Below are 15,971 nucleotides of genomic sequence, written 5' to 3' on the forward strand. Positions count from 1 at the left end.
GCGCGACAATTTGTGAAGAAAAAAAAACGGCGCCTCAGGGGCGCCGTTTTCGTCAGAACTCTGTGCTGATCAGGCCAGCGCGATGTTTGTCGCGGATTCGCGACCGTCGCGGCCTGCTTCGATGTCGAAGGTCACTTTCTGGTTGTCTGCGAGGCCGGTCAGACCGGCGCGCTCGACTGCAGAAATGTGTACAAAAACGTCTTTGCTGCCGCCATCGGGTGCAATAAAGCCGAAGCCTTTAGTGGTGTTAAACCATTTCACGGTGCCTGTGGCCATATCCGTGTCTCCTGTATTAATGCTGTCCGCTGAGTGCGACAGCCTGGCGCGGTTGGTCTGGATCGAAGACTGAGCGCCGTGTAGAGGAGAGCAGGTCGACAAAGATTCACTTAGCACTGCGTCATATGGCAGAAACTTTCCCTCCGTTCAAGTCCGGCGCTGACTCACCCTGCGTTTGCGCGGAAAAGCGACAAAAACTGTGTTCTCCTGCGCGCTGATGGTGAGGTCAGCGGCGGTGTGCGCTGGCTGCCGGGGACATAGCAGCAGCCCCGCGCATGTCTTTATGCGTATGCAGCAAAGCCGGCAGGCTGCGCATCGCAAGGACAAGCGTAATACTACCCAGGGTTACGCAAAGTCCTGACAAAACGTAAAGACCGAAGGCCGTGGGCAGTGAAACGTCAAAGAAAATCAACGATGTGACAAAAGTTAAAAAGCCGCATACGCCGCCGAGGAGAGTTGAAATAACAGCCATCTTTAACCCCTTTCGTCGGACAAACTACGGCCTTCGGGTTAATAAAGTCTGACTATTGCGGCGAAATTGGGGCATCCGTTAATTGATTGGGGCCTTTTCCGGGGGCACAAAAATTCGCCCTTAGGTTAATTCCGCGACTTGACAACGTCCTGGCCGGCTTGGGGCCGTTGCGCGGGCCGGATATCGCCGGACCTGCAGAATCACCGGCTTGTGTGACCTGGGTCACAGACCTCTGCCGCAACCGGTGCTTAGCTGCGCAGACGGGCGGCGCGTTTTTGCTTCCCGGGCCGGTGTTTTTGGTGAGCCACCGGCCTGACGACCTCTGAAGATTGCGGCGCAGATATCTTCCGCTGCGCGCAGTCTCTCCCCTCGGCGGGCCGGTGCAGACCGGTCCGCCTTTTTTTCAGGGTATGAGGCCTGATCGGACCCTGCTGTGCCCGTCATGCTGGTCATCCGGACGCCGTGCTGGCAGGGTGCGGTCAGGCGCAGGGAGAAAATGATGATCATCACCGGGATACTGATGGGGCTGCTGGCCACCGTGCTTCTCGATCTGTGGGCACTGACACTGAGCCGGGTCGCGGGCATTCCGGCACCGGACTGGGCGATGGTCGGCCGCTGGGTCGGGCATCTGCCGTCCCGCGTTTTCCACGACAGCATCGGCGATGCGCCAGCGGTAGCGTCCGAACACACTCTCGGCTGGGTTTTTCACTACTCGGTTGGCGTGGCTTACGGCGTACTCCTCGCCGTGATCATGGGACCGGACTGGCTCGCGGCGCCGACGCTGCTCCCGGCGTGGCTTTTCTCGATCCTGATGCTCGGGTTCGGCTGGTTTTTGTTGCAACCGGGCCTCGGCCTCGGAATGGCGGCATCGAAAACTCCTGACCCGACAAAAGCGCGGGTGCTCGGACTGATCGCGCATACGGTTTTCGGGGTCGGTCTTTGGATGGGCGCGATGCTCTTCTAAGGACCGACGGTCAGGCGCGTCACGCGGTGGCGTCCGGTGCCCTGCAGTTCAATCACGCCGATCTCGCCGTATTCCTGCGGAGGCTGCCCGGGTGCGCCAAGCTCCGCCCAGATCGTGCGCAGATTTCCCTTGTTGCCGACCCAGATCACCGTGCCGTCGGGGTAGTCGGCGGTCATGCGCGCGCCGGCCTGCTCTTTCACGATAACGGTGACCGGCAGACCGGTGGCTGTGGCCAGCGGCGCCGCCGTATCAAGGTTGCGCTGAATGTCGGGTGCATAGATCGCATCGAGATCATATCGCGCAAGGGCTGCGGGCATCGCGGCGGCGCGTGCGATCCCCTTTGAGTTCAGCACCTCACCGGCTCTGTCCGCATGGCGGATCATAATGACAGTTGTGCGGGCCGAGGGGGAGACATCAGGCAGGGTACAGGCCGCAAAACCGAGCGGAAGTGCAGCGATCAGGGTCCGGCGGGTTATCATGCCTGTCACTGTGGCTGCATGACGTAACGTAAGCAAGGATTTTGCCAGATCGGTTGCCGGTCCTCGTGCCGATGTTTAACTGCCTTGTTTTGATGATTGTCTGCGTGCCGGGCAGGCGGTGGGGATCAGGGTGCCGCGTGCGGCACCTCGAAAAGTTGTGCCGGGTCATAGCCGTTCTGCCGAAGCACGCTGTTGGCTTTGCTGCGGCGCGCCTCAGAGATCTGCGGACTGCGCGCGAGGATCCAGCCGGCACGGCCGTTGGGCACGCCCACGACCGCCGTCTCATAAGCATCATCGACCCAGAGCACCCAGTAGGGCGCGCGGATGAAGGGCACCGAGGCAAACTGCACCTTCAGCTGCCCGGGCCCTGTGATATCCGCCGTGCCGGCGATCTCTTTCAGCGGTCCGTCCGGGCGGTCCTCGCGGCACTGGTTCAGCACGGAAACGGTATCAGCATCCACCGCGCCATAGGTGGCGGTGGTGGCGGTGCAGCCCTTCTGAAAAGGCACAGGGTATCGCGCGATCTCATACCAGGTGCCGAGATAGCGGGCGGCGTCGAAATCCTGTTGTGCCGTGATCGGGGCGCCGGTGTCGCGGTACTGCGTTCCGCAGGCGGTGAGGAGAGTGAGGGCGAGGAGGAGGGTGCGCATGGGGGCTCCGTGTGCTGAATTCATCTGTTTCTGTTTTTCACACCGGGTCGGGCGGCGGGTTGCTTGCGGTTGTATCAGCGCCTATCCTTGCAGCCTGACAGGACAGATGTGGAGGGCAGGCGATGACGCTGGCACAAACACTATTCCCTGCGATGGCGCTGGTCTTTCTGGGCGGGTGCACTCTTCTTTCACGAAAATGGCCGCGCATGCCGATGGCGTTCGGGATTGTTGCCGTTCTGCTGGCGGGTGCTGCTCTGCTCTCGCTGCCCGTGCTGGCGGTTGGCGGCGGCGCTTTAGCGGTGATCGCGATCCGGCGCTGGCGTACGGCGCGCCGCAGGCCCACGCGAAACCTGTCCGACATGGATCACGATGTACAGGAACGCATCCGGGCCATCGCTGCTGAGTCGCGGTACAGCTCTGCCGGGATTGAATTTTAAACTTCTGCAACGCGGCACGCATCATTTGGATAAGTGTTCAACCAGGCCGGTTTGTATTTCTTCGCGTTGGTACTCAGATGTCAGATCAGATAATTTCGTCTGATCCGGTGGTGTAGGCTCAGCCTGCCGAGCCCGCATCAAGGGCTCAGCGCAGAACTTTGTCTCAATGTCTTTTCTGGTCACACTGTTTCCGCGTCGCGATCTGCTTCAGAGCATTGCAATGGTCGATGTTACCGCACGAACTTTTTGTGTTTCAACCGTTTGGGCTCAAGAGCATCCGCGCCAAGCCTGCGCTTTTTGTCCTCTTCGTAATCCTCGAAGTTGCCTTCGAACCATTCCACATGCGCTTCGCCCTCGAAGGCGAGGATATGCGTGCAGATCCGGTCGAGGAAAAAGCGGTCGTGGCTGATCACCACGGCGCAGCCGGCGAAATCCACGAGGGCGTCTTCCAGCGCGCGCAGGGTTTCCACGTCGAGATCGTTGGTCGGCTCGTCGAGCAGCAGCACGTTGCCGCCTGATTTCAGCAGCCGCGCCATGTGCACGCGGTTGCGCTCACCGCCCGACAAAAGCCCGACTTTTTTCTGCTGGTCCCCGCCCTTGAAGTTGAACGACGAGCAGTAGGCGCGGGAGTTCACCTCGGCATCGCCAAGCTCAATCAGTTCCGCCCCGCCCGAAATCGCCTCCCAGACGGTGGCGCCGGGCTCCAGATCATCCCTCGACTGATCCACATAGGACAGATCCACCGTGTCGCCCATCTCGATGGTGCCCGCGTCGGGTTTTTCCTGCCCGGTGAGCATTTTGAAGAGCGTCGATTTGCCCGCGCCGTTGGGGCCGATTACGCCGACGATGCCGCCGGGGGGCAGGGAGAAATCGAGCCCCTCGACCAGCAGCTTGTCGCCCATATGTTTGCTCAGGCCGGTGACGTCGATCACCTTACTGCCCAGACGCTGGCCGGAGGGGATGACGATCTGCGCCCGGCCCAGTTTTTCGCGCTCAGACTGGTCGGCCATCTCGTTATAGGCGTTGATCCGGGCTTTGGATTTTGCCTGGCGGGCTTTGGCGCCCTGACGCATCCATTCAAGTTCGCGCTCGAGTGTTTTCTGGCGCGATTTGTCCTCGCGGGCTTCCTGCGCCAGGCGTTTGGCTTTCTGCTCCAGCCAGGCGGAATAATTGCCCTCGTAAGGAATGCCCTTGCCGCGATCGAGCTCAAGGATCCAGCCCGTGATATCATCGAGGAAATAGCGGTCGTGGGTGACGATCAGGATCGTGCCTTTGTAATCCATCAGGTGTTGTTGCAGCCAGGCGATGGTTTCGGCATCAAGGTGGTTGGTCGGTTCGTCGAGGAGCAGCATATCGGGGGCTTCGAGCAGCAGCTTGCAGAGTGCCACGCGGCGCGCTTCACCGCCTGAAAGCTTCGTGATATCAGCATCATCCGGCGGACAGCGCAGCGCTTCCATGGAGACATCGATCTGGCTGTCGAGATCCCAGAGGTTGTCCGCGTCGATCTGATCCTGCAGCTTCGCCATCTCGTCTGCGGTTTCATCCGAGTAGTTCATCGCAAGCTCGTTATAACGATCAAGGACCGCCTTTTTGTCCGCCACGGCGAGCATCACGTTTTCGCGTACGGTGAGCTCCGGGTCGAGCTTCGGTTCCTGCGGCAGATAGCCGACAGTGGCGCCTTCGGCATGCCAGGCCTCGCCCTGAAACTCTGTGTCGAGGCCCGCCATGATCTTCATGAGCGTGGATTTACCCGCGCCGTTGACGCCAACCACGCCGATTTTCACACCCGGCAGAAAGTTCAGATGAATGTTTTCAAAACATTTTTTCCCGCCCGGATAGGTCTTTGAGACGCCGGACATGTGATAAACGTACTGATAGGCGGCCATGGGAATGCTCCTGATTCATCCTGTGCGAAGAGTTGCCGGGAGTGATAGCGAAGCTGCAAATGATGAGCAATGTGCGAAACGGTGAAGACCGCGCGTCACGGTCCTGCAGTACGCCCTGTCAGGTGCGTTTTTTCAGCTTTTTCGATTGGGTGCGCATGGCGGCTTCAAGCAGAGCCGCGACTTCGGTGCGTTTCATGGCCCGCGCTGTGTCGAGCGCGTTTGTCGGCACATAGTCCTCATCCATGACATCGGGGTCGGCGCCGTTGTCCAGCAGGTGACGAATGACAGCCGGAGAGGACCACGCGGCAGCGCGATGCAGGGCCGTTACCCCAAGGGTCACACGCTGGTTGATATCGACGCCTGCCGCGAGCAGCAGATCGATTATCTCACAGGTCACCGCTGCGGCTTTGACGGGATCGCGCAGGTCAGACCGGTCGGTTCGGTGCGGCGCATCGGCTTCGGTCTGAAGGGCGGCCATCAGGGCGGTAAAGCCTTCGTCATCCATATAATGCACGTCTGGGTTTTTGCTCAGCACCCAGGCGACGGATTCGGGCACAGCACTTTCGATTGCCGTTGAAAGCCAGTGGTGGTTCAGCCACCCATCGGTGCCAAGGGGGAAATCACTCAGGTGAGTGAGCTCTTCGAGGCGCGCGATATCCGCAGTCTGAAACGCGTCAAAGGCATTCATCCAGGCACGGATTGCAGGGTCGGTTTGCTCGGAAGGCATAAGAATCTCTTCTCTGGCGTATGGGGGCGGCATATGTCGAACGGGCGGGGCAGCGCCAGGATGCAGGCGTTCTGCGGCGAAACTGTGACATCATCCGCCAGAACCGGCGTCGGGGTGACCGGCTCAGACGCGCCCGAAACGGTAGCGGCACCGTGGGAAGCGACGCCGTCGACTGAAACAACAGACGAGGCGATGCCGGAACGCGCCCCGCAAGCCATGCCATTGACAAAACTGCGCGCGCGCCGTTCAAAAGCATCCGGACAGCGCAGGGGAGAGCGACAGGCGTGCGGCAGGGGTTTCCCATAGCGCGAAGCGGCGAGGTCATCGGGCTTCTGGGCGGATCGTTTGATCCCGCGCATCGCGGGCATGTGCACATCACGGTTGAGGCGCTCAAGCGCTTTGGTCTCACCCGTGTGTGGTGGCTGGTCAGCCCCGGAAATCCGCTCAAAACGCAGGGGCCTGCACCCCTGGAAAGCCGCATGGCGCGCGCCCACGCTGTGATGCAGCACCCGCGCGTGCAGATCACCGACATCGAGGCGCGTCTGGGCACGCGGTACACGGCCGAAACGCTTGCTGCGCTGCGCGCGCTTTATCCCGGCGTACGCTTTGTCTGGTTGATGGGCGCGGATAATCTCGCGCAGCTGCACCGCTGGCAGGACTGGCGGCAGATCGTTGAAACCGTGCCGCTGGGGGTGCTTGCCCGCCCGGGCGACAGAATTTCCGCGCGGATGAGCCGGGCGGCCCGCGTCTATGATACCTGCCGTATACCGGGGCGCGAAAGCCAGCGGCTGGCACACGCGACGGCGCCGGCCTGGTGTTTTGTCAACGTCCCGATGATAGCCCAGTCATCAAGCGAAATCCGCGCGGCGGGCGGCTGGAACGGCTGACCGGCAACACCCGGGATGATTGTCAGATTTGTGATATCACGCCCTGTTGTGCAGGTGCGCGCAGTGAGGTTACCCTGCGCCCATGAGCAGATTTCACCGACCAGATCTCACCCGCAGGCTGTTTCTGACCGGGGCTGCGGCAGGCCTTGGGTTCTCTGCCCGTGCGGAAGGCCTTCTGACCTCGCCGCGTCCGGTTCTGCGCGGCGTGCCGCGCCCGCCGGAAGCCGGTCGCCTGCTGGAAAAGGCCCGGATCAGCGGCGATGTGGTCTGGGCTGTGGCGGACGCAAAGACGGGTGAATTTCTTGATGCTCATATGCCCGATACCGCCCTTGCACCGGCCAGCGTGACCAAAGCCATCACAGCGCTTTATGCGCTGGATACCCTTGGTGCAGAGCATCGGTTTACCACCAGAATTATTGCGGCAGGCGAGATCAAAGACGGGGTTCTTGACGGTCATCTGATACTGGCCGGCGGGTGTGACCCTCTGATGGATACCAGTGATCTTGCCGCTCTTGCCCTGCGTCTCAAAGAGACCGGCATCCGGGAAGTCCGTGGAGGGTTCATCGTGCACGAGGGGCCGGTTGCCTCACTGCCCTCGATTGATCCCGGCCAGCCTGATCACCTCGGCTATAACCCTGCCGTTTCGGGTATCGCGCTCAACTTCAACCGCGTGCATTTCGAATGGAAACGGGTGTCGGGTGAATACGCGGTCACAATGGATGCTCGTGCGGGGAAATACCGCCCCGATGTGGATGTGGCACAGATGCGGGTGCGCGACCGCCGCGCGCCGGTCTATACCTATGAAGACAGCATGAACCGTGATCTGTGGACCGTGGCGCGCAGTGCGCTGGGCCGTGAGGGCGCGCGGTGGCTGCCGGTGCGCAAACCGGGTCTGTACGCTGGTGAAGTCTTTGCAACACTGGCGCGCTCGAACGGTATCGTACTGAAGGCGCCCGCCGTGTCGCGCAGCCTGCCGGAAGGCCGGACAATTGCCCGGATCGAGAGCGCTCCACTCAGCGATATCCTGCAGGCGATGCTGAAATACTCCAATAATCTGGTAGCTGAGATGGTGGGGCTTGCCGCCACACAGGCGCGCAGGGGGCAGGCGGAAAGCCTCGCTGCGTCCGCAGCAGAGATGAACGACTGGGCGCGCGAAGAGCTTGGGATGCGCATGCCGGCTTTTGCCGATCATTCAGGGCTTGGCAGTGCCAGCCGCGTATCTGCGCGCGATATGGTGCTGGGTCTTTGTGCTGTGAAACATGCCTCGTTGCTCAGACCACTGCTGAAGCCGGTGAAGCTTCTCGATGCTCAGGGGCGGACGATCAATAATCACCCTGTGAAAGCCGATGCCAAGACCGGCACGCTGAATTTTGTTTCAGGACTTGCGGGATATGTGACTGCTCCGGGCGGGCGGGAGCTGGTTTTTGCTTATTTCAGTGCGGATGAGGGTATCCGCGCGACCATTCCGCGCGAAGCACGCGAACGCCCGCAGGGGGCCCGGACATGGGCGTCGCGCTCGCGGCGTCTGCAACGACAGCTGATCATGAGCTGGGGGGCGCAGTTCAGCAGTCCGGGATAGCGCCGGCGCGGGGCTGCGGTCAAAGTTTTGCCTGAAATCTCTGTCAGGCTGTGCGTGTGACGAAATACGCCATACCCCCTGTCGACCGCCTGCTCAGAGGCATCTCCACCAATCACGTGGAAACCGTGCGCTCCGCATGGGGTGAGCTGTTGAGCGCCAGGGCGCCTGCGACGGGTCAGGTGATTGCGAAACTGGCCTCTGAGGTCTGGGAACAGCCGCCACGCGGGCCGTCGGGGCCGTATTTCGGTGTGCTGCTGGCGCTGCTGGATACGCTGGATCCTGAGGCTTTTGAAAGCGTGGTCGGGACGCTGCGCAAACGCCGTCTGAACCCGTTGCACCGACGCACGTTGGAGGTTGTCGCACAGCGTGTCGGTGAGACACCTGCCTGTCATATCGGCGACGGTGTGCCGGTTTACATCTCAAAGGACATCGCCGCGCCGGCGATGGTGCAGACCAACCTGAGCAGGTGGAGCAGGACACGCGGGCTGGCCCTTGACGGGATCACCCGGATCGATGTGATCGGCCGCGCCGCGCATCTCGATTATCTCGGACGCTACAATATGTTCTTTTCGGGTATCGTGCTGACATGGCCGGTCAGGCCACAGCGTGGCCTGCGCCTGTGGTTTGAAAAGCTGAGCGCCGAATTCACATTTTATCATGAGATCGGACACCACGTCTGTGGCCACTCCGAAGGCGGGCAGGTTGCTGAACAGGAAAAAGAAGCCGACGATTATGCGCGACGTATGATGCGGCGCGCGCGCCCGGTTCTGACGTCAGCCGGGCGGCTGTTGCTCTGGCCTCTTACGCCTGCCATCCGACGGCTCAAAGCGGCACACCATCCCTCAGAACGCGCGGGCTGAGAGCCGGCGCCGCGCTTTTCAGGTCAGGTGGCGCGCGCGGGCTCCGCGTTCAATTGCCGCCGCCGCCAGCCTGTCAAGGGAGAGCTCATAGCGGATTTCTTCAAGCAGCCGCAGCTCTGTTTCTTCAAGGGTGCCGTCGGCAGCGGCCACATCGCAGGCCAGTGCATAGGCGGTCTCAAAGAGCCGTTCAGGCAGGCTGTCGCGGATCAGACCAAAAAGCGCATCGAGCCCGTCTTCCTGCTCGAAAAGATCAAAGACCACCTGGCTCACCACCGTCAGGCGGTCATCATCGTAATCGGCAAAGATAGGCAGTGTCTCCACCGCGGTTTCGATTTTAACCAGCTCGGTCGTGCGGATGTCCTCGTCGGAGGCTGAGATCGCGATCATCAGCGCCACGAGACTGTCCTGCGGGCTGAAAGCATGGGCGGGGTTATCATTCACGGGCTGGGTGCTTTCACTGGGCTGACTGTTGCGCGCAATTTATTGACGCCGGAGGGGCAACGCAATAGGGACGGGCGAAACCCTGCGCAGAGGGCGCAGAACCCGAACCCGGAGCCGAAAATGTCCCAGTCCCGTGACGCCGCAATGACCAGTAAAGCTTGGCCTTTCGAAGAAGCGCGCCGGGTGCTCAAACGCTATGAAAAGGCACCGCCGGAAAAGGGCTATGTGATCTTTGAAACCGGGTATGGCCCCAGCGGCCTGCCGCATATCGGTACATTCGGCGAGGTCGCGCGCACCAGTATGGTGATGCGGGCGTTTCAGGAAATTTCTGATATTCCAACGCGTCTGATCTGTTTTTCGGATGATCTGGACGGGATGCGTAAGGTCCCGGGCAATGTGCCGAACCCCGAAAGCCTTGCCGGGCATCTGCAGCGGCCGCTGACGTCGGTGCCGGACCCTTTCGGCACGCATGAAAGCTTCGGGCATCACAATAATGCCATGCTGCGGCGATTCCTGGACACCTTCGGGTTTGAGTATGAATTCATCTCTGCCACCGAGTTCTATAACACCGGGCAGTTCGACGAGATCCTGCTGCGCGCGACGCAGAAGTATGATGAGATCATGGAGGTCATGCTGAAATCGCTGCGCGAGGAGCGGCGTCAGACCTATTCGATCTTCCTGCCAATTCATCCGGATACAGGGCGCGTGATGTATGTGCCGATGAAGGAAGTGAACGCGGCTGACGGCACGATTACTTTTGACGATGAGGACGGCACAGAAATGACGCTGCCGGTCACGGGTGGTAATGTGAAGCTGCAGTGGAAACCGGATTTCGGCGCCCGCTGGGCGGCCCTGGGCGTCGATTTCGAGATGTATGGCAAGGATCACTCCACCAATACGCCGATTTACGACAAGATCTGCCGCATCCTCGGACATCGCGCGCCGGAGCATTTCACCTATGAGCTCTTTCTGGATGAGAATGGTCAGAAAATTTCCAAGACCTCGGGCAACGGTGTCAGCATTGACGAATGGCTGACATATGCGAGTGCCGAAAGCCTGTCGTATTTCATGTATCTCAAGCCGAAAACCGCCAAGCGGATGTATTTTGACGTGATCCCGAAAGCCGTTGATGAATACCATCAGCAGCTGCGCGCCTTTCCCGGACAGGATATAGTTCAACAGCTGAACAACCCGGTCTGGCACATTCATGGCGGCAATGTACCGACCTCTGATATGGTGGTGCCTTTCTCGATGCTACTTAATCTTGCCAGCGTTTCGGGGGCCGAGGACAAGTCACAGCTCTGGGGCTTTATCCAGCGCTATGCGCCTGAAACCAATGCGGAAAAGAACCCGGATATGGATGCCGCTGTGGGCCACGCCCTGCGTTATTACACCGATTTCGTGAAACCGCAGAAAGTCTACCGTGCGCCGACAGACCTTGAGCGTGAAGCCCTGACCGATCTGCGTGATAAGCTCAGCGCCTGGGAGGGACCCGTGGAGGATGAGGCGCTTCAGTCAGTTGTTTATGCCTGTGGTCGTGAGCGGTTTGATCCCTTGCGGTCGTGGTTTACGGCGCTTTATGAAGTGCTGCTCGGGGCGAGCCAGGGGCCGCGGTTCGGCGGATTTATCGCACTTTACGGTGTGGCCGAAACGGTGGCGCTGATTGACGCTGCACTGAGCGGCGAACTCGCGGATCACAGCTGAAACTCTTGCCGCGCGGCTCTCGTGACTTATCCTTGACGGGCAGGGATGAGGAGAGATGACATGCGCGCGGCACTTATCGGACTGATCACAACGGCACTGATGGCCTTTCCTGCCCTCTCAGAGCCTGCGGACATTGAAGCGGTCATTGATCGCCAGCTGACGGCACTCAGCGCGGATGATTTTGAGGAAGCGTTCACCTTTGCCAGCCCCGGCCTGCAGCGGCTTTTCCAGTCGCCGGAGAATTTTCAGCGGATGGTCGTCACGGGCTATCCGATGGTCTGGCGCTTTTCTGAGGTGCGTTTTCTTGAACTGCGCGAAGAAGGCGGAGCGTTCTGGCAAAAGGTGATGATCACCGACCAGAAAGGCGTGGTGCATCTTCTGGATTACCGGATGCTGCAGACCGCAGACGGGTGGCGGATCAACGGTGTGCAGATCCTCGACAGCGCGCAGATGAACGTCTGAATCTCATCCAGGCTGAACGGCTGACGCCGTATGTCATGTCCGCTCCGACCTGCTGGTGCAGGGCTGAGCGTGCGGGCGCCTGAAGCTCAGAATTCGCGCCAGAGACCAAGTTTGAGGCGAGTATCACCGCCGCCGGCAACCGGATATTCGAGCCCGAACTGTAGGGTCGTTGCGCTGTCCGGGCGCGGCAGGATGAGCACTGAGGGGGCCAGCTGCGCATAATATTCGCCGTCCTCGAATGTATTGAACATCTGTAGCATCGCTTTGATCTGTGGCGTAAAGCCCATGCCGAATGTGCCGTCGATCTTGATCCGTGTCGCGGCCGGCGCGCTGGCGAAATTGACGCTGCTTTCCACTGTGGCCCAGCCCCAGCGTTCACCCCAGGGGACCCCGCGCCCCCAGCTTAGCCCGACTTCAACCGCGGGAGACAAATCCAAACCGGTGTACCGCCCGCCCAGCCCAGCGTGCCAGGCAAAGCGGTGTATCCCGTCGGTGGACCCGAGCGGGAAGCGCAGAAAAACCACGCCGGCGCCGTCAGCAGCCCCGGTTCGGTCGAGACCAAAACTGAGGTCGAGCCCGAGGTTAATGCTGTCGGTGAGGCCATACTCAGCATAAATGCTGCCGGAGGTATCCCTGCTTTGTGTGACAGTACCCGAGGCCGAGGCGAAACCGCTGCCCTTTTCGCGCAGCCACGGGCCTGCTGCGGCCGGTGCAGCAGTCAGCAGGCAGAGCAGAGATGCCGTCAGAGCTGTCTGCATTGGTATCCTTCCCGCCGTACATCATGGTTAACGATGGTTAACAAATGGTTACGGGAGGCAGGGTGCAGCGTGTACGGGTGACGATGTTGCGGCATGCGTCAGGAGCCCCCCGTTCACCGGGTCGCGGGGCGGCGCGCCGGACCCGCCTGCTTGCAGGCTGCAAAACTGCTCAGACGCCGGCTTCGGCTCTGCAGTCGCGGAAAGCGGCAACCGCTGGTGCCGCACCGGCCAGCGAGAAACTCACGTCCGCCGTCCCGAACGTAGCGGTCACCCGTTCATTGTACTGCAGTCCGTTGAGCACATTCCCGAACCCGCGATCGGCGACTGTGACCGACAGACCGTCCCGCGATGGCATATGCCGGTTGGTGGAAATCTGAAGCGGCCGGTCGCCTTCAAAGGACATCGAGAAGAGCGGCGCGCTGTCGAAGGGCGCAGATTGTGAGACGGTCACCGTGTAAAGCGGTTGGGTCGGATCATACGTGAGCTCAATCGCAGCGGTGTCGCTGGCGTGACGAAGCACGCAGGGAAGGCCCGGTGTAAACTCCCAGGCGGCAGCGGGTGAGGCGGTCATAAGGAAGATCAGCAATCTGGTCATACCGAAATCAGATAGCGCACCGGCGCGTCCCAGCCACATGCCGTTCGGGAGCCGACTTTTTTTTGGAACTTCTGTGCTGGTGCAGTGGTTTACCCCGCAACAGCCCGGCAGCCCTGCAAAGGAACGAGCCGAGCAAACCAGAATACGGAAGGAAACGACATGAAAAATACAGCTCTTATTCTTGGCGGCGTTGTCGTCGTACTCGGCCTTGCTGCAGCAGCCTATATGGTGGACATCGATCAGACCGAAGAGGCCAGCCTGCCCGACGTTGACGTCAGCGTCGAAGGTGGCAACCTGCCCGAGTTTGACGCCGAAGTGGGCTCAGTCACTGTGACCGAAGAGACCGCAACCGTGCCCGTACCGGACGTTGATGTCTCTGTGGATCAGGCCGAGGTCTCCGTGCCCGGCATCGAAATCACACCGCCTGAAGAAGATGATCAGATCGCTTCTAACTAAGACTGCGGCCTGAATGGCCCTGTCAGACAGCACTTAAGGCCTCTCCGGTTACCGGGGAGGCCTTTGTCATTCTGTAAGATGCCTTATCCGCGTCGTTTGCGTTTAACGCCTCCGCGCATACCCCCCCGGCCCATCGTACTGCGCCCGGAGGCTTTTTGCGCATCATCGACGGCTTTGTCGACCGCCTGCTGTCTGGCCATAGGATCGTCCGCAATGGCAAGATCGACCGCTTCCAGACGCTTGACCTCGTCGCGCAGGCGTGCGGCTTCCTCGAATTCGAGGTTTTCAGCAGCTTTGCGCATGTCGGTGCGCAATCCATCCAGCACGGCCTGCAGGTTGCCGCCGGCCATCGGATTGTCGACCTTTGCCGTCACGCGGTTCATATCCACGTCGCCTTTGTAGAGCCCGGCGAGAATATCCTCGACGTTCTTTTTCACGGTTTGCGGTGTGATCCCGTGCTCTTCGTTATAGGCGAGCTGTCTGGCGCGGCGTCTGTCCGTTTCTCCGATCGCCCGTTCCATCGAGCCGGTTATGCGGTCGGCGTACATGATCACGCGGCCGTCGGCGTTACGCGCAGCACGGCCGACAGTCTGGATGAGCGAGGTTTCCGAACGCAGAAAGCCCTCTTTATCCGCGTCGAGAATGGCCACGAGGCCACATTCGGGAATGTCGAGCCCTTCTCGCAGCAGGTTGATCCCGATCAGAACGTCAAATGCCCCGAGGCGCAGATCCCGCAGGATCTCGATGCGCTCGATCGTGTCGATATCGCTGTGCATATAGCGCACACGGATGCCCTGTTCGTGCATGTATTCGGTCAGGTCCTCAGCCATGCGTTTTGTGAGCGTCGTCACCAGCGTGCGGTAGCCGTCAGCGGCAACTTTGCGCACCTCATCCAGCAGATCATCGACCTGCATCTCGACCGGACGGATTTCAATTTCGGGGTCAATGAGGCCGGTGGGCCGGATGATCTGTTCGGTAAAGACGCCACCCGCCTGTTCGATTTCCCAGGAAGCGGGGGTAGCGGAGACAAAGACCGACTGCGGGCGCATGGCATCCCATTCCTCAAACTTGAGGGGGCGGTTGTCCATGCAGGAGGGCAGGCGGAAGCCGTGCTCTGCCAGTGTGAATTTGCGCCGGTAGTCGCCTTTGTACATGCCACCGATCTGCGGCACTGAGACGTGAGATTCATCCGCAAAAACAATCGCATGGTCGGGGATGAACTCAAAAAGCGTGGGAGGTGGTTCTCCCGGTGCACGGCCCGTGAGATAGCGCGAATAGTTTTCGATCCCGTTACAGACACCGGTCGCTTCCAGCATCTCCAGGTCGAAGTTGGTGCGTTGTTCCAGACGCTGCGCTTCAAGCAGTTTGCCGTCTTTCACCAGCTGATCGAGCCGGATGCGCAGCTCTTTTTTGATGCCGATGACGGCCTGCTGCATCGTCGGTTTGGGCGTGACATAGTGCGAATTCGCGTAGACCCGGATCTGGTCGAAAGTGTCTGTCTTTTCGCCGGTCAGCGGGTCGAACTCGGTGATGCTTTCCAGTTCCTCGCCAAAAAAGGACAACCGCCAGGCACGGTCTTCGAGGTGAGCAGGAAAAATCTCGAGACTGTCGCCGCGCACCCGAAAAGAGCCGCGCTGGAATGCCTGATCGTTCCGGCGGTACTGCTGGGCGACCAGATCGGCCATCACCTGGCGCTGGTCGTAGCTTGAGCCGACCTTCAGATCCTGGGTCATCGCGCCGTAGGTTTCTACCGATCCGATACCGTAGATGCACGACACCGAGGCCACGATGATCACATCATCGCGTTCAAGCAGAGCACGGGTGGCGGAGTGGCGCATCCGGTCGATCTGTTCGTTGATCTGGCTCTCTTTCTCGATATATGTATCGGACCGCGCGACATAGGCTTCGGGCTGATAATAGTCGTAGTAGGACACGAAGTACTCGACCGCATTGTCCGGAAAGAACCCTTTGAATTCACCGTAAAGCTGGGCTGCAAGCGTCTTGTTCGGCGCCAGAATGATCGCCGGGCGCTGGGTTTTTTCGATGACCTTCGCCATGGTAAAGGTTTTGCCGGTGCCGGTCGCGCCGAGCAGAACCTGGTCGCGTTCTCCTGACACGAGGCCATCGGAAAGCTCGGTGATCGCGGTGGGCTGGTCGCCGGCCGGCTCAAATTCCGTTTTGAGCACGAACTTTCGGCCGCCTTCCAGCTTTGGCCGGCTGCGGACATCAGGCGCGGGGTTGGCCATGACGGCCGGGGCTTCCGAAGAATCGGTCTGGGCGTAGGGCATATGCTCTCCGTGGGGGTTGTCTCTAAGGTGTCACGTTTTGCCGCGCGTTC

At 60.4% G+C, this 15,971-nt stretch carries 18 protein-coding genes; 8 read left to right on the plus strand and 10 right to left on the minus strand.

From position 1 onward, the window contains the following. Positions 1-69: 69 nt before the first annotated feature. Together G3256_RS02340 and G3256_RS02345 are read right to left on the minus strand one after the other, a co-directional pair. Positions 70-276, minus strand: a complete 207-nt coding sequence (locus G3256_RS02340; protein WP_007117950.1) for a cold-shock protein — start codon at positions 274-276, stop codon at positions 70-72. A 226-nt stretch (positions 277-502) separates the two neighbouring features. Further along, the gene (locus tag G3256_RS02345; RefSeq protein ID WP_169639310.1) at positions 503-748 is read right to left on the minus strand and encodes a hypothetical protein; all 246 of its coding nucleotides are present in this window, start codon (positions 746-748) and stop codon (positions 503-505) included. A 499-nt stretch (positions 749-1,247) separates the two neighbouring features. Between G3256_RS02345 and G3256_RS02350 the strand changes: the two genes are divergently transcribed. Next, positions 1,248-1,712 (plus strand): DUF2938 domain-containing protein, encoded by a 465-nt coding sequence (locus G3256_RS02350; RefSeq protein ID WP_246227724.1) that lies wholly within the window; start codon positions 1,248-1,250, stop codon positions 1,710-1,712. Here the strand turns inward: G3256_RS02350 and G3256_RS02355 are convergent. Both G3256_RS02355 and G3256_RS02360 read right to left on the minus strand, forming a co-directional pair. After that, positions 1,709-2,191: a histidine phosphatase family protein gene (locus G3256_RS02355; RefSeq protein ID WP_169639312.1), complete on the minus strand. Its 483-nt coding sequence runs from the start codon at positions 2,189-2,191 to the stop codon at positions 1,709-1,711. The two genes, G3256_RS02350 and G3256_RS02355, sit on opposite strands and share 4 nt — an antisense overlap. Before the next feature lie 125 nt (positions 2,192-2,316). After that, positions 2,317-2,841 carry a lipocalin family protein gene (locus G3256_RS02360; RefSeq protein ID WP_169639313.1) on the minus strand — a complete coding sequence of 175 codons (525 nt, stop codon included), beginning with the start codon at positions 2,839-2,841 and terminating at the stop codon, positions 2,317-2,319. Positions 2,842-2,963: 122 nt separating this feature from the next. On the opposite strand from G3256_RS02360, the gene G3256_RS02365 reads away from it, so the two are divergent. Next, complete coding sequence (locus G3256_RS02365; protein WP_169639314.1) at positions 2,964-3,278, plus strand: hypothetical protein; 315 nt, start codon at positions 2,964-2,966, stop codon at positions 3,276-3,278. Between the two features lie 230 nt (positions 3,279-3,508). Here G3256_RS02365 and ettA read toward each other — a convergent pair whose 3' ends face one another. Next, positions 3,509-5,164: an energy-dependent translational throttle protein EttA gene (gene ettA / locus G3256_RS02370; protein WP_169639315.1), complete on the minus strand. Its 1,656-nt coding sequence runs from the start codon at positions 5,162-5,164 to the stop codon at positions 3,509-3,511. Positions 5,165-5,282: 118 nt separating this feature from the next. Next, positions 5,283-5,891 (minus strand): ankyrin repeat domain-containing protein, encoded by a 609-nt coding sequence (locus G3256_RS02375; RefSeq protein WP_169639316.1) that lies wholly within the window; start codon positions 5,889-5,891, stop codon positions 5,283-5,285. A gap of 284 nt (positions 5,892-6,175) precedes the next feature. On the opposite strand from G3256_RS02375, the gene G3256_RS02380 reads away from it, so the two are divergent. From G3256_RS02380 to G3256_RS02390, 3 genes are all read left to right on the plus strand, one after another. Then, positions 6,176-6,778: a nicotinate-nucleotide adenylyltransferase gene (locus G3256_RS02380; protein WP_169639317.1), complete on the plus strand. Its 603-nt coding sequence runs from the start codon at positions 6,176-6,178 to the stop codon at positions 6,776-6,778. Between the two features lie 82 nt (positions 6,779-6,860). Next, positions 6,861-8,357: a D-alanyl-D-alanine carboxypeptidase/D-alanyl-D-alanine endopeptidase gene (dacB, locus tag G3256_RS02385; RefSeq protein ID WP_169639318.1), complete on the plus strand. Its 1,497-nt coding sequence runs from the start codon at positions 6,861-6,863 to the stop codon at positions 8,355-8,357. Positions 8,358-8,413: 56 nt separating this feature from the next. Continuing rightward, complete coding sequence (locus G3256_RS02390; protein WP_169639319.1) at positions 8,414-9,217, plus strand: hypothetical protein; 804 nt, start codon at positions 8,414-8,416, stop codon at positions 9,215-9,217. 18 nt (positions 9,218-9,235) lie between these two features. Here the strand turns inward: G3256_RS02390 and G3256_RS02395 are convergent, their stop codons facing one another. After that, positions 9,236-9,658, minus strand: coding sequence for a tellurite resistance TerB family protein (locus G3256_RS02395; RefSeq protein ID WP_169639320.1), 423 nt, complete (start codon positions 9,656-9,658; stop codon positions 9,236-9,238). 120 nt (positions 9,659-9,778) lie between these two features. Here G3256_RS02395 and G3256_RS02400 point away from each other — a divergent pair, with 120 nt between their 5' ends. Beyond that, positions 9,779-11,362, plus strand: a complete 1,584-nt coding sequence (locus G3256_RS02400) for a lysine--tRNA ligase (protein WP_169639321.1) — start codon at positions 9,779-9,781, stop codon at positions 11,360-11,362. Between the two features lie 60 nt (positions 11,363-11,422). Next, positions 11,423-11,824 carry a DUF4864 domain-containing protein gene (locus G3256_RS02405; RefSeq protein ID WP_169639322.1) on the plus strand — a complete coding sequence of 134 codons (402 nt, stop codon included), beginning with the start codon at positions 11,423-11,425 and terminating at the stop codon, positions 11,822-11,824. Positions 11,825-11,910: 86 nt separating this feature from the next. On the opposite strand, the gene G3256_RS02410 is transcribed toward G3256_RS02405, so the two are convergent. Then, a complete protein-coding gene (locus G3256_RS02410; RefSeq protein WP_169639323.1) occupies positions 11,911-12,582 on the minus strand; it encodes a hypothetical protein in 672 nt (223 codons plus the stop codon). A 169-nt stretch (positions 12,583-12,751) separates the two neighbouring features. Further along, positions 12,752-13,177 carry a hypothetical protein gene (locus tag G3256_RS02415; protein ID WP_169639324.1) on the minus strand — a complete coding sequence of 142 codons (426 nt, stop codon included), beginning with the start codon at positions 13,175-13,177 and terminating at the stop codon, positions 12,752-12,754. Between the two features lie 159 nt (positions 13,178-13,336). Between G3256_RS02415 and G3256_RS02420 the strand changes: the two genes are divergently transcribed. Beyond that, positions 13,337-13,633, plus strand: coding sequence for a hypothetical protein (locus G3256_RS02420; protein ID WP_169639325.1), 297 nt, complete (start codon positions 13,337-13,339; stop codon positions 13,631-13,633). 83 nt (positions 13,634-13,716) lie between these two features. Here G3256_RS02420 and uvrB read toward each other — a convergent pair whose 3' ends face one another. After that, positions 13,717-15,921 carry an excinuclease ABC subunit UvrB gene (gene uvrB, locus G3256_RS02425; protein ID WP_169639326.1) on the minus strand — a complete coding sequence of 735 codons (2,205 nt, stop codon included), beginning with the start codon at positions 15,919-15,921 and terminating at the stop codon, positions 13,717-13,719. Positions 15,922-15,971 lie beyond the last annotated feature (50 nt).

It is taken from the genome of Roseobacter ponti (assembly GCF_012932215.1).
Lineage (GTDB): Bacteria > Pseudomonadota > Alphaproteobacteria > Rhodobacterales > Rhodobacteraceae > Roseobacter > Roseobacter ponti.